General features: G+C 41.2%; 12 protein-coding genes, 1 tRNA gene, 2 pseudogenes and 1 CRISPR repeat array. Of the genes and pseudogenes, 7 read left to right on the top strand and 8 right to left on the bottom strand.

Translation table 11 applies throughout. From position 1 onward, the window contains the following. Nucleotides 1-3 precede the first annotated feature (3 nt). From ACGF49_RS02735 to ACGF49_RS02720, 4 genes and pseudogenes are all read right to left on the bottom strand, one after another. Nucleotides 4-1029, bottom strand: a complete 1026-nt coding sequence (locus tag ACGF49_RS02735) for an AAA family ATPase (RefSeq protein WP_229015576.1) — start codon at nt 1027-1029, stop codon at nt 4-6. A gap of 615 nt (nt 1030-1644) precedes the next feature. Beyond that, nucleotides 1645-2020, bottom strand: a pseudogene (locus ACGF49_RS02730) (primase-like DNA-binding domain-containing protein); the annotation flags it as partial. Beyond that, nucleotides 2007-2532 (bottom strand): annotated as a pseudogene (locus ACGF49_RS02725) (tyrosine-type recombinase/integrase); the annotation flags it as partial. The pseudogenes ACGF49_RS02730 and ACGF49_RS02725, both read right to left, overlap by 14 nt. Nucleotides 2533-2699: 167 nt before the next feature. Continuing rightward, nucleotides 2700-2787: transfer RNA gene (locus tag ACGF49_RS02720), tRNA-Ser, on the bottom strand. Nucleotides 2788-2971: 184 nt separating this feature from the next. Between ACGF49_RS02720 and tusE the strand changes: the two genes are divergently transcribed. Beyond that, nucleotides 2972-3301: a sulfurtransferase TusE gene (gene tusE / locus ACGF49_RS02715; RefSeq protein WP_036783230.1), complete on the top strand. Its 330-nt coding sequence runs from the start codon at nt 2972-2974 to the stop codon at nt 3299-3301. A gap of 13 nt (nt 3302-3314) precedes the next feature. On the opposite strand, the gene yccX is transcribed toward tusE, so the two are convergent. Continuing rightward, complete coding sequence (gene yccX / locus ACGF49_RS02710) at nt 3315-3593, bottom strand: acylphosphatase (RefSeq protein ID WP_113043253.1); 279 nt, start codon at nt 3591-3593, stop codon at nt 3315-3317. Nucleotides 3594-3814: 221 nt separating this feature from the next. Between yccX and hspQ the strand changes: the two genes are divergently transcribed. Continuing rightward, nucleotides 3815-4135: a heat shock protein HspQ gene (gene hspQ / locus ACGF49_RS02705; RefSeq protein ID WP_011146062.1), complete on the top strand. Its 321-nt coding sequence runs from the start codon at nt 3815-3817 to the stop codon at nt 4133-4135. Between the two features lie 37 nt (nt 4136-4172). Further along, nucleotides 4173-4440: a CRISPR direct-repeat array (repeat unit 28 nt; unit sequence TTTCTAAGCTGCCTGTGCGGCAGTGCAC). Nucleotides 4441-4862: 422 nt separating this feature from the next. Here the strand turns inward: hspQ and ACGF49_RS02700 are convergent. After that, a complete protein-coding gene (locus tag ACGF49_RS02700; protein ID WP_113043252.1) occupies nt 4863-5276 on the bottom strand; it encodes a CoA-binding protein in 414 nt (137 codons plus the stop codon). Nucleotides 5277-5399: 123 nt separating this feature from the next. On the opposite strand from ACGF49_RS02700, the gene mgsA reads away from it, so the two are divergent. Further along, nucleotides 5400-5858, top strand: a complete 459-nt coding sequence (gene mgsA / locus ACGF49_RS02695) for a methylglyoxal synthase (protein ID WP_113043251.1) — start codon at nt 5400-5402, stop codon at nt 5856-5858. A gap of 123 nt (nt 5859-5981) precedes the next feature. Here mgsA and helD read toward each other — a convergent pair whose 3' ends face one another. Further along, nucleotides 5982-8036, bottom strand: coding sequence for a DNA helicase IV (gene helD / locus ACGF49_RS02690; RefSeq protein WP_228899389.1), 2055 nt, complete (start codon nt 8034-8036; stop codon nt 5982-5984). 243 nt (nt 8037-8279) lie between these two features. On the opposite strand from helD, the gene yccS reads away from it, so the two are divergent. After that, nucleotides 8280-10415, top strand: a complete 2136-nt coding sequence (yccS, locus tag ACGF49_RS02685; RefSeq protein ID WP_113043249.1) for a YccS family putative transporter — start codon at nt 8280-8282, stop codon at nt 10413-10415. Between the two features lie 65 nt (nt 10416-10480). On the opposite strand, the gene ACGF49_RS02680 is transcribed toward yccS, so the two are convergent. After that, nucleotides 10481-11083 carry a TfoX/Sxy family DNA transformation protein gene (locus ACGF49_RS02680; RefSeq protein WP_113043248.1) on the bottom strand — a complete coding sequence of 201 codons (603 nt, stop codon included), beginning with the start codon at nt 11081-11083 and terminating at the stop codon, nt 10481-10483. 201 nt (nt 11084-11284) lie between these two features. Here ACGF49_RS02680 and ACGF49_RS02675 point away from each other — a divergent pair, with 201 nt between their 5' ends. The 3 genes from ACGF49_RS02675 to ompA all read left to right on the top strand — a co-directional run bounded on the left by ACGF49_RS02675 (nt 11285) and on the right by ompA (nt 13572). Continuing rightward, a complete protein-coding gene (locus ACGF49_RS02675; protein ID WP_228899387.1) occupies nt 11285-11497 on the top strand; it encodes a hypothetical protein in 213 nt (70 codons plus the stop codon). Then, entirely contained in the window at nt 11478-11921 is a 444-nt protein-coding gene (sulA, locus tag ACGF49_RS02670) for an SOS-induced cell division inhibitor SulA (protein WP_113043247.1), read from the top strand. Before ACGF49_RS02675 ends, sulA begins: the two co-directional genes overlap by 20 nt. Before the next feature lie 550 nt (nt 11922-12471). After that, nucleotides 12472-13572, top strand: a complete 1101-nt coding sequence (gene ompA, locus ACGF49_RS02665; RefSeq protein WP_387489503.1) for a porin OmpA — start codon at nt 12472-12474, stop codon at nt 13570-13572. Nucleotides 13573-13653 lie beyond the last annotated feature (81 nt).

Here is a 13653-nt window from a genome sequence, read left to right as displayed (position 1 = left end):
TTATTATCCCTGACGAGTTTTATCTACATTTTCCCGCAAGAGTGCATTCTTAAGGTCTTTCAGAGTTAAAAACTCTTGGCTACGTAAAATCATTCTTTTGATTGCACGTCTTACAATCCGTTCTAAATCGGCACCACTTTTTCCAATAAATAGTGAGAGAACGGCATCATCTTCAAGCTCAAACTGGCGACGTATGCCACGAAGTTTTAGCTTCATCAACTCTAATAATTGATGCTTGTCGGGCAATTGGAATTCGATTGCATCGTCAAACCGCCTCCAAATAGCGCTATCCAGAATATGCTCATGGTTCGTTGCCGCAAGAATCAAGCTTTTCCCCTGATATGCATCCATCATCTGTAGAACTGCATTCACGACCCGTCTTAATTCGCCATGATCCCCACTATCCCCTCGTTCTTTACCAATAGCATCAAACTCATCGAAAAGTACAACCATTGGATACTGAGAGATAAAATCAAATATTTGGCGCAGGTTAGCAGCTGTCTCACCAAGATAAGAAGAAACAAGAGTATCAAGCCTGACGATTGCCAAGGGCATATCCAACTCACAAGCAACTACTTCTGCTGCCAGAGTTTTACCACATCCCGGAGGACCAAAAAAGATTACTTTACTAACAGCTTTCATTCCATAGCTGCGTAGCACATCAGCTCTGCGATTTTCTTCAAGAATCTCTTCGATCGCATCTGAACTTGATTTAGGTAGTACGATTTCATTCAGAGAACGGCTTGGCTGTTTAATATCCAGTAATGGGAGGCATCTCTCTTTATCAACAGGTATCTGGGGAACAGCAGGCACACGGGAGGTCTGTACGACGTGATCTCCATAAAGGATATGTTCAAGATCATTCGCAAGAAGATGATGCTGTTTTTGCCGTTCTTCCTCAATGATCACTTCCGAAACACGACGGAAGGCCACGACATCACCTGTCGCCCCAGCTTTTATAAGCTGTCTGAGAACCTTACCGTTTGCCATTTTTTTCCCTAACAAATCAACGTGCATAAAATCTTGCATTCAGTTTAGCATCGCCACGGCCTTATAAGAAGTTAGCTTTATCTAGATTTTTTGAATTGTTATACTTTTTTCGTTTTTTTAGAAAGAACTCTCGAAACGCCCTATATTTGTGACGTTCTCCCCCGTAGATTAATATGAATAATGTCCACACCTGGCACAAAGCCACCTATTTGGTTAGGTTTCATTTAGATCATCAATAGCGTCAGATCGAGCCTTATTTGGTAATCAAATTGCTACAACTAGCTCACTTTTGTCCAGAATCAGGCTAAAGGTAATTTCCAATGATTTAGATGTAATAGTTCAACCCCACACTGACGCGCTACGCTTGTCTTCTCCGAGTTACCGGGCTAATACATTAACCCGGCAACTCGAAGATCTGAAAGATCACCTTCCAGAGAAAACATTTTTACCTACCCCCCTATTAAAGAATTATGGATAAAACTGTTCACCTTTGAATAATTCTATTTAAATTCATTCGGTTAAAGGGTAATGAGTTGGAATTAAACTCTTCACTACTCTTCACCCAACCGTTCACCTCCAATCAGAAAAAAGGTGAACTGTAGTGGTGAACACTTTTTTATATTTCTTTGAAAAATGTCTGTCATCAGAAAAAAATTATTCTTCTGGCTGGCTATTCCTTGTCAGTTTCGGCATCCATTCGATAGCGGTATCAAGATTCAGGCTCAGATTGCTACGAATGCCCTGTTTGCTTTTCTTGCGTAAGTATTGCTGGCTGTACTCTGCCAGTGCGCCCAGCATATCCATGCCAAAGCGAGTCACAGAAACAGGCTTGTTCAGGTTATTGCCTTTCATATAAGCAAGATAGGTGTGATAAAGATACTTACGAGGGTTGAACGGCACAATCTCCGCATTGCCGATTAACAGACCATCAGCTTCATGGGAAGCTAAGATAACCGCAAAAATCGACCAGTGGATCTGTACCGCGTTTGATATCCAGCGCCTCCGCAGATTTCTGCTGCCCTGCCAGTAATAATTGCATATGTCCAAACTTCACCACAGCGTTGGCGGACTTTCTTTAATTTATCGGTAAAGCCTCTCTTTTCCATAATAGAAAGGAGGTCTAATAATTCGAGGGGTTTTATTTCAGCAATCGGGCGATGACCAATATAAGGGAAAACATCTTTTTCGAAAGCGTCCATCATATCTTCACGATAACCAACAGGCCATCTGTATTTTCTTCCCTCGCACCATTCACGCGTAATACTTTCAAAGGTGTTACTGATTTCTCCCTGAGCCACAAGTTTCTTCTGTTTTTTATCTTGGTTGGGATCAATACCTTCGGTTATCAGTTTCTTGGCTTCATTACGTTTTCTTCTGGCCTCTGCCAGAGAGATAAGCGGAAAAGTGCCAAGAGCGAGTAATTTTTCTTTTCCTACAATGCGTGCGGTATTTCAGTCGCCAGTATTTAGAACCTGTTGTCTTTACCAACAGATACAAGCCACCGCCATCCGATAGCTTAAAATCTTTATCTTGAGGTTTTATTGTTTCAACTTATCGAGCTGTTAGTTTCATATTTCTGGCATCCTTGCACCTCACAGCTATGGGGGTACATTGAATAGATGCCAGTAAACAATAATGGAGATTGCCAAGGATCTTTCTTTGATTTTATTGGAAAAGTAGAATTTATAAGACGTGATGAGAAGTAGAAGTGGCGGAGGAGGAGAGATTCGAACTCTCGGATGGTTTCCCATCGGCGGTTTTCAAGACCGCTGCCTTAAGCCGCTCGGCCACCCCTCCGCAATGGCGTGCACTATAAACAGCACCGAGACAGATGTAAAGTATCCTTCTGTTCGATTGCCGTAAATTTACCCTTTTTCATGGTTGTTGGCTTATTTTATCCGCACATGTGCATACCATCCTTGGGTATGGAAGTGATTTTTGCTAAATTACGGCTACTTTTCTTTAATGGTTATTAATGATTATGCTGGTATTCGAAGGTCAAGAAATCGAAACCGATGCGCAAGGTTATCTGAAAAACAGTAGTGACTGGCAGGAAGCAATTGCTTTACTCCTCGCCGAACAGGAAGAAATCACTTTGACTGAACAGCATTGGGAAGTCATTCGTTTTATCCGGGAATTTTATAAGGAGTTTAATACATCCCCGGCTATCCGTATGTTAGTAAAAGCAATCGCACAAAAGTATGGCGAAGAAAAAGGCAACAGCCGCTATCTTTACCGTCTGTTTCCCAAAGGGCCAGCAAAGCAGGCAACTAAAATTGCCGGGCTGCCGAAACCGGTAAAATGTATCTAATTAATAAACTAGCTCAGTGGCGGACACTAAAATCTACAACATCCTCCACTGCGCAGGGTTGAGATGAAAAATTATCTATTCGTGCTCCCGGTGGACCACCCTGCTCTAACCAATGGGTTAATTTATTTAGTTGCTCACTGTCACCATAAGCTACGATTTTGACACTACCGTCATGCAAATTACAGACATAACCTGTCAGCTTATTAAATTTCGCCCAACGAAAAGTTTGATAGCGAAATCCAACTCCCTGAACCCGTCCATAAACACAAATTGTTATCCCATATTTAATCATAATTACCCCTGTCAACCCAATCACCTTGCGGTATCGCTCACATATATAGTTAAGCATACGACTGTTGGTTGTGTTTTATATTTACTACAGCTAACCTGAAATAGATGGAGTCACACTCGCAATTAAAGCAAAAAAAAGACTTCAACCAACGGGTACGGCTCTTGTAATTCACCTTACTGCCCTTATATCAATGTCAATACAAGACTTCTTTGGAGGTGACTATGATTATCGCCAGCAAATTCGGTATCGGCCAACAAGTACGCCACAAACTTCTGGGTTATTTGGGAGTCATCGTGGATATTGATGTGGAATACTCGCTGGAACAACCCCAAGAGGATGACATTGCATCCAATGCTACCCTGCGTTCCGCTCCCTGGTATCACGTTGTGATGGAAGACGACAATGGTCAACCTGTACATACTTATCTGGCCGAAGCACAATTAGCCTATGAAACATCCGATGAACATCCAGAGCAACCTTCTCTCGATGAGCTAGCAGAATCCATCCGCCATCAACTACTGGCCCCAAGACTGCGCAATTAATCCTCTATTTATACCAAACAACCTAGGCAGTTATCGTGTTTTAAGCTGCCTGTGCGGCAGTGCACACTGTGATTGGATATGAGCGAATGACATGCCATTTCTAAGCTGCCTGTGCGGCAGTGCACATCGTTATCATCAATGACTTTCAATATGTAATTTTCTAAGCTGCCTGTGCGGCAGTGCACGTGGTAATACCGGATGCACACGCACGTATGGATTTCTAAGCTGCCTGTGCGGCAGTGCACCTGAAAATTTCACATTTATGAATCCAGCGAATTTTCTAAGCTGCCTGTGCGGCAGTGCACGTTACATATTAACTTTAAGTTGCTGACAGTTAAAGAATATAGTGATAAAAAATGAAAAAACCCTTTTTTCAGGAGATATTTTATTTTGCTTTTAAATCAATAGGTTATTTTTTGATGATAAAAAAGGGTCAAAACTGGGGCACAACAAAAGCACCATATCTTATAGCAATAAAAGTGGAGATTCTGGCAAAATTGAGCAGCCATAAGAGCAACTAAACTTGCCTTAATATATTGTAATAACTGTAAAAATAGATTTTATAAGATGTCTAGAAAAGTAAACTTAATATCCAGCTCAAACATTATTTGAACACTTGGAACCCGGATACCACTTCTCACCCAACTCCTTAAGTTTGCATTAGATATTGGTGCCTGGCGCCCTTCATCCACTAATTAGAAACCAAATAATTACAAGCTGACAAATATTATTTTTCGAGTCCCAATCTTAGAATTTCAATTTTTGGGCAGCGATCCATAACAACATCCAGACCTGCTTCCTCTGCCAATATTTTTGCTTGCTCATTAATAACACCAAGTTGCAACCAGAGCACTTTTGCTTTGATATCTATAGCTTCTTGCGCAATGTCATATGCAGCGTCAGCATTACGGAATACATCAACCATATCAACAGCCTGTGGAATATCTGCCAATTGTGCATACACTCGTTGCCCAAGCAGTGTTTGTCCGGCAAGCTTCGGGCTGACAGGAATCACCTGATAGCCTTGTTCCAGTAAATAAGCCATAACTTTATAACTTGGACGAGCAGTTTTTTCACTCGCACCTACCAACGCGATAGTTTTTACTCGTTTCAGTATGTCCGCAATTTGCTGATCACTCATTTTTTACTCCTTAAAATACGATATTTTTACTTTGTTTATTTATTGCAATGTATATGATAAACGTTGTTATCAATTGAACTCACTACGATCGAAAACACAATAACGATTATCAAAGGTATCTGCATGGAATTAACAACCCGTACGCTGTCTCCCTATAAAAATATAGCGCTTATTGCACATGACCACTGTAAAACTTCGCTGCTAGCCTGGTCCAAAAAACATAAAAGTTTACTCAAGAAACACCATTTATACGCTACCGGCACAACCGGTAATCTGATTCAGAACGAAACCGGATTATCTGTTACCAATATGCTTAGTGGTCCAATGGGTGGAGATCAACAAATTGGTTCTCTAATCTCAAAAGGGAAAATTGATGTGTTGATATTTTTCTGGGATCCACTTAATTCCGTGCCTCATGATCCTGATGTAAAAGCACTTCTACGCCTTGCTACAGTATGGAATATCCCTGTTGCAACTAATCTAGCGTCTGCGGATTTTATTGTTAGTTCTCCTCTATTTTCTGACTCAGTAGATATTCAAGTGCCTGATTATCAACATTACCTGAATGAACGTCTGAAATAAGTCTTTATAATATATACCTGTAACTACGTGCTCTCTCCACGTCAGATCCTTAGAAAAAACAGAGTGGGATTTCCAGGAAAGGTATCCCATGATGGCACTGAATATTTCAGCCAACGCAAAATCTCAAGGTTTACGTTGAACAGGCACACTTAGCTGCTCTAACTGACGTACAAACACCGATGGATTCTTCTTGTCTTGCATCAACCATACCTGCTTCTTCGCCCGTGTTAATGCAACATACAAAAGGCGACGCTCCTCCGCATCCGAAAAATCTTCTGGCTGTGGCAATAAAACCCACTCCATCACAGATTCTCTTGCTGGTGCAGGAAAACCATCTTGCCCCTGATGCAGACCAAGAATAATCACATAATCCGCTTGTTGTCCTTTGGATGCATGGATAGTCATAAACTCTATTTTCAATTTAGGCCAGCGAGTTGCTGCTTTTTTCAGTAATTCAGGTTTCAAATAGTGATAACGCGCCAGCAATAAAATCGTTTCCTGCTCAGTGACATAGCCACTCATTTTATTCAATAAAGGTTCAAGCTGGTCTTCTGGCAAGATAACAATTGATTTTTTATTACCTTTAGTCAAACCATTTAGTGACTTCCTTAACTGATTCGGATTTTGTTGCACAAACGCGTTAGCAATCTCACCAATCCTATCATTAAACCGATAAGAGATATCCAGTACACATTCAGCACCTTTGCCAAAATAATTAGCAAATGCGGTAGTCAACATCAGCTCCGCGCCACTGAAACGATAAATTGCCTGCCAGTCATCCCCTACGGCAAACAGACAGCTTTGGCTATTTTGGGTTCGCATTGCAGTGAGCAATTTGGCCCCTAATGGTGAAATATCCTGAAGCTCATCGACCAGAATATGCTTCCACGGGCTGATAAACCGCCCTTTATCCAGAATATTTACAGCCTGATGGATTAACCCTGAGTAATCAACAGCACCTTCTGTTTTCAATTCAGATTTCCACGCTTTTAATAAAGGCCCCATCAGGCGAATACATTTTTGAAACCGATCCAGGTACTCTTCCTGAACTTGCTCTATCATTGCTTTCTGACTACCACCATGTATACGCATCAACCCCAACCAACGCTCAAGCCGATCTGACAAACGGTTAACAAGCTGTTTATCGTGCCAAAATTCACCTTCCGGCACTTCCCATTTCAACTCCTCTGTCAGCCATTCCCGCCAACCTTTGGCCTGTGCTTTCTTCTCGCTGCATTGTTGTTGCCAGTGTTTAATCAGAAAATCTTTTCTTTTTTGTCCATCTGTTTCCAACACGCTGATTTTTGGCGCTTTATTACTCCCTTGCTGAATGATATGCAACGCCAAAGTATGAAACGTTTTTACTTTAATCTCATTCACACCAAGACGCGTCTGAATCCTTTCATTCATCTCATTTACGGCTTGATGACTAAAGGCTAACAATAATATCTGTTCGGGAATCGCCTGTTGGAGAAGTAATAACCAACCCGCTCTCGCTACTAACACCGATGTTTTTCCACTACCCGCGCCAGCAAGAACCAGAACTGAATTTTCACCATTAATAACAGCCAGACTCTGAGAACGGTTTAAAGGAGATGTTTCTACCCGCTGAAAAAAGTCACGGTGTTGCTCCAACATACGTTCTGTCCATTGCAGATTGATTTTTTCAACGCACTTTTCGCCATTCTCAAGCCAACGCAAACAAATTTGATACCCATCCCGGCAATGATCAAATTGTTCCAGACGTTGTAATGGCAACGGTAAAGCCTGAAATGTTGCTTGAATTTGTTGTTGTAATTGGAACAAATCAGCTTTTTTCAACCAGCGATTCTGTTGTCCAATTCTGTTGATTTCACTAACCTGAGCTGTCAGTACATTAGCACTAATATCACTCATTTCCTGACTCCATTTCTGCCATTCACCAAGCAGATAATGGTAAAAACGCTGAGTTTGCTGCCATTCAGTACCATGAAGGCGAACCGCTTTTCCATCGGATAGCTCAAACTCTAACTCACCCCAGATGATACCCCGTTTACACTGAATATTAATTAACTGGTTAAATGGGATCAGGTATTGATGCTTTTCACCACTGACTTCAATACCTGCATTCAGCAAGCGCACCCGATTATAAGGATGCTGAGCAAGGCGTTGACCAATTTGTGTTGCTTTAAGTTCCATTATCGAGCGCCGTACCTAAAAAATAGTTGAATTATGTCTTATAAGAGTTTTTTATCACCAATAAACCTTTTATCATAATATACCCGTTATCTTTCAAGTCGCCTCTTTGTTGGCGGCACTCACTCACCCCGGTCACATAGTTACCTATGCTCCCAGGGATTCGCTCCCTTGCCGTCGCGATGCATCTTGAAATCCGTAGGGTATAGTTATTTATGGCCGTTATTATTACCTCAGAGGTATCTTGTGCTAACTGTTTTCTCCGGTCTGCGCCGTTTTCTTTATAACAGTCATTTTCTCTACTATAACCGTATCCTAATCGCCTTGGCTGGAACAACACTAGTGCCTTGGCTTCTGAATAAAGAGCCTAAAATAACTATCTCATTGACCTTGGGCGTTGTTGCCGCAGCACTCGCTGATCTTGATGATCGTCTAACTGGACGTTTACGTAATCTAGTGATCACGCTGATTTCTTTCTTTATCGCTTCAGCCTCTATTGAATTACTGTTCCCTTATCCCTGGCTTTTTACCATTGGACTGGCGTTATCCACTTGCAGTTTTATCTTACTGGGAGCCCTCGGACAACGTTATGCCACTATTGCATTTGGTGCGTTGCTGATCGCAATTTATACCATGCTTGGCTCGTCTATTTTCCCACTATGGTATCAACAACCCCTATTACTGCTGACAGGTGCAATCTGGTATAACCTGCTAACTCTAACGGGCCATTTACTGTTCCCTATTCGCCCATTACAAGACAATCTAGCACGTTGTTACCAACAACTCGCAGTTTACCTTGACGCTAAAGCTAATCTGTTTGATCCCGATATAATAGAAGAAGGATATCAGCAATCCGTCATTAATGTGGCAATGGCAAACAGTGTCTTAGTTAACACGCTAAATCAAGCCAAAACCTCCCTACTGACCCGTCTGAAAGGCGATAGCCGCCAACGCGGAACTCACCACACTCTGCATTATTACTTTGTTGCACAAGATATTCACGAACGGGCAAGTTCATCTCATGTGCAATATCAGAGCCTACTACATATTTTCCGTTACAGCGATATTCTGTTCCGTTTTCAACGTCTTCTCTCTATACAAGCCCATGTATGTGAACAGATTGCTCAATCGATACTTTGGCATAAACCATACCAGCACAATCCACGTATTGAACGTGCATTTAACTATTTGGAAAGTTCCCTACAACAACTCAGTAAGCAACAGAAACATAACCTCAAGATTACCGCCTTATATAATTTGCTGAAAAACCTGCGCGCGATTGATGCACAATTAGCAAGCATGAGTTCTGGACGATATAATCTTTCCAAAGACAGAGAAGATGAGACTCAACTATCTGACGAAACTTTAACTGGCTGGCGTGATATTTGTCTAAGACTCGACCGCCATCTAACCCCAAAATCAGCCCTGTTCCGCCATGCAATCCGTATGTCTGTTCTGCTATGTAGTGGCTACACCATGATCCAGTTGTTGGATTTACAACATGGGTATTGGATTTTACTAACTAGTCTATTCGTTTGCCAACCCAACTACAGCGCTACTCACCGCCGTTTGATACTGAGAATAATAGGAACCGTTGCCGGGGTATTGATTGGCTTACCAATCCTTTACTTTGTGCCATCTATTGAGGGGCAACTGGTGTTAATTGTCATTTCTGGTGTATTGTTCTTCGTCTTCCGTAACACCCAATATGCACATGCAACCCTGTTTATCACATTACTGGTATTATTATGCTTCAATTTATTAGATGAAGGCTTTGAAGTCGCATTACCAAGAATTATTGACACATTAATCGGTTGTGGTAGCGCCTGGTTAGCCGTAAATTTCATTTGGCCAGACTGGAAATTCCGCCAGTTATCACAAGTGATAAACCGGACGATGAATACCAACTGTCGCTACCTTGATGCCATTTTAGTTCAATATTATCAGGGAAAAGATAATGGATTGACCTATCGAATTGCCCGCCGTGATGCCCATAATAGTGATGCAGAACTGGTATCCGTTATTTCAAACATGTCTGCCGAGCCGAAAAGTGACCAGACTTCTCAAGAAAAAGCATTCCAGCTATTGTGCCTAAATCACACCATGCTAAGTTACATCTCTGCGCTGGGAGCACATCGAGATAAATTGGATAATAAAGCTATTTTGGATATTCTTAATGATGCTGTTTGTTATGTCGATACAGCATTAAAATCGATATTAATAGACGATGATAGAATTAAGCAAATACCTGTCAACATAGTGAAAAGAATTGAGCAAGCGCCGGCAGAAAGAAATAGTAAAGAACAACTGGTATTGCAACAAATCAGTTTATTAATAGCATTGCTACCTAAAATCGCCAGTATCATTAAAAAAATTAATTAAATATAACCAGATTGACATACTGGGGCAGTTGACTGCCCCTTTCTTTAGCTGTTCACGATAAAGATCTAACAAGCCAATTCCTTGTGCCAGCGTAATAAATCATTACGAATCTGTACCGGTAAAACGGCTGAATGACATCCTTCAATTGCACCAGCCAAAGCAAGCAATAAACTAACATTAGAATTTCTTTTATATTGATGCAATTTTAAATAACTGGCTTTCGCACCTAACAACCGCAAATCTTCAACTTTACATATTCCGACTTTCCATAACTGACGTTCCAAAGACATTCCAAGATTAGGTAAATCCTTCAAACGCTCTGGCATCTTCTTTTTACCCACCATTTCAATAAATGAGTAATGATAAGCCAAATACGCATATTGAGATAACAACTCTTGATCTTGCCAAAGTGACTCAACAACTTGATAATAACGCAAAGTTACAGGCACTCCTTTTTTCGAGTAAATATAGTTTTTCATTCCTCTGGCTTTAAATAATACTTCAGCATGGCCATTTCCCCTTAAATATAATTCTCCATCAGCAATAATAGCGAACATAATCCCATCAGCTAACAGGCTGTAACCACCAAACTGTGGCTTCCTTGTCAATGCCCCAAACGAAGAAAAACCATTTTTGAGTTGAGTAAAACGTACCTCAGACAAAAACATACAGATCACTCCATGAGTTTTGTGCAAATAAATCTCTTATCCATAGATTTGTCCCAATTACTAGTAAAATAAATAACAGGAACAAGCAATTAAAAACATACGCAATCCAATTTTATCTGCCAATGGTTAAATGAGTTTACAGCCATTTACAGTCAATATTTGCGAAGCTCTTTGAAAAAATAGACTTGATCTTAGCTTGGTATGAAGATACTGTATATTAATACAGTTAATTGTGGCGAGGTTCATTATGGGCATTCAATCACCCTGGGTTTACCCTTCTATACCCTATGGATTTCAAGATGCATCGCGGCGGCAAGGGAGCGAATCCCCGGGAGCATAGATAACGATGTGACCGGGGTGAGTGAGTGCAGCCAACAAAGAGGCAACTTGAAAGATGACGGGTATAGTGAGTGAATTGATTTATAGTGATAACCAATATAGCGATAGCCAAGCGGTCATTAATCGTATATTGCTACCTTTGTTACGCCAATCAGGAAATGAAGCCCGCTGGTTGCTATGGGTTAGTCCACATAAAAAACTGAGCCGCCAATGGTTAATTAACTCTGGATTACCTTTAGATAAGATTATCCAATTAAATCGCATTAGCTCCATTACAACGGTAGAGGCAATGGAAAGAGCATTGGCGAGTGGTAATTACAGCGTGGTACTTGGCTGGCTACCAAAGTTATCGGAAAAAGATACCGTAAGATTACAGGCGGCGGCACAAAAAGGTAATGCTCTGGGCTTTATTATGCGCCCACAAGATGTAAGTAAAGAAACCAACCATGCTGAATCGCGATCAAATTTACTAAAAATCCACTCCATTCACTACCATTGACTAAAACCAAGCATTATCGCAATATTCATAACACAAAATAACCAATTCAGACCAAGAACCCCTGATCACAATTAAAATCAATTAATTAAGGTAAGATTAGTTGTAAAGAATAGTAAAGTTTTTTTGAAATCATGCATTATCTTTTAAATTTTTTACTCTATTAATCAAGGGGCACTTGTAACTTTTTAACTTCGTTGTAGACTTTACACCATTAAAGGTTACTGCACTTAGTACCCTTGTATTGTTTTAGTCCATCGGTTTTATGAAAGTGCAGTATTCCTAACTGAGTTTTTTAATCAATATGGCTCAACAGCCTATCTTAGTAGATATTAAATTAGTGCAGGCCATTCTTATGGATAAATAGTGAACACGGAAACGCGTAAAATTCAAAGTGTACACACAATAACGGTACCGAAGAATTTGAACACAACTCAGTGTTCGCTTTTATTACAAAGAATGGCAAATGAAATAGCCTAATGGGGTAGGCAGTAAGTAAAAAGGCTCCCAAAGCCAATTGCCTATTGGGTGATGATAATAACGAGGCGTTAAAATGAAAAAGATAGCTATCGCGGTAGCAGTGGCAGTGGCCGCTTTCACAACTGCAACGCAAGCAGCTCCAAAAGACAACACTTGGTATACCGGTGGTAAGTTGGGTTGGTCCCAATACCATGACGTGAATTTCTACGGTAACGATTATACCAGTGCAATCGGTAATGGCCCTACTCACAAAAACCAATTGGGTACGGGTGCTTTCTTAGGTTATCAAGCCAATCCGTACCTAGGTTTTGAAATAGGTTACGACTGGCTAGGTCGTATGCCTTACAAAGGCAGCGTCAATAATGGTGCCTTCAAAGCCCACGGTTTCCAAATGGCAACCAAACTGAGCTATCCAATTATGGATGACTTGGATATCTATACTCGCCTGGGTGGTATGGTTTGGCGGGCAGATTCCAAAGCAACTTACAGCGTAACCAATACTCATCTGAAAAATCATGACACCGGTGTTTCTCCACTGGCAGCTATCGGTGTTGAGTATGCAATAACTAAAGACTGGGCTACTCGTCTGGATTACCAGTGGGTTAACAATATCGGGGATGCAGGTTCAGTAGGTGCACGTCCTGATAACGGTCTGTTGAGCGTAGGTGTTTCTTACCGCTTCGGCCAAGATGAAGCAGCAGCCCCAATTGTTGCTCCAGCTCCGATTGTTGCTCCAACACCAGCTCCAACCCCCGTTGTTGAAAATAAACGTTTTACCCTGCGTTCTGATGTGCTGTTCGAATTTGCAAGTTCTGAGCTGAAAGCCGAAGGTAAGCACAATCTGGATCAACTCTATACTGAGTTAGCAAATATCGACCCAAATCAGGGCAAGGTACTGGTTTTAGGCTACACTGACCGTATCGGTAAAGATGTTTACAATCAGAAGCTGTCTCAAAAACGCGCTCAAAGCGTAGTTGACTATCTGGTATCTAAAGGTATCCCTGCCGGCAGCATCAGCGCGGAAGGCCACGGTAAAGCAAACCCTGTCACTGGTTCTACTTGTGATAAGGTTCGCAAACCTAACCTAATCAACTGCCTGGCGCCAGATCGTCGTGTAGAGATCGAAATTCAAGGTACTAAAGAGGTTGTTACTCAAGCACAATCTGCTCAATAATAGCCTTTCTTGGTTATAATTAATCATCAAAAGCTCAGAAAGCCCCATTGTCAGATGGGGTTTTCTTTTACCGATAGTGAA

It is taken from the genome of Photorhabdus sp. RM96S, from assembly GCF_042879335.1.
GTDB lineage: Bacteria > Pseudomonadota > Gammaproteobacteria > Enterobacterales > Enterobacteriaceae > Photorhabdus > Photorhabdus kayaii.
This window is presented reverse-complemented; position numbering and strand designations above follow the sequence as displayed.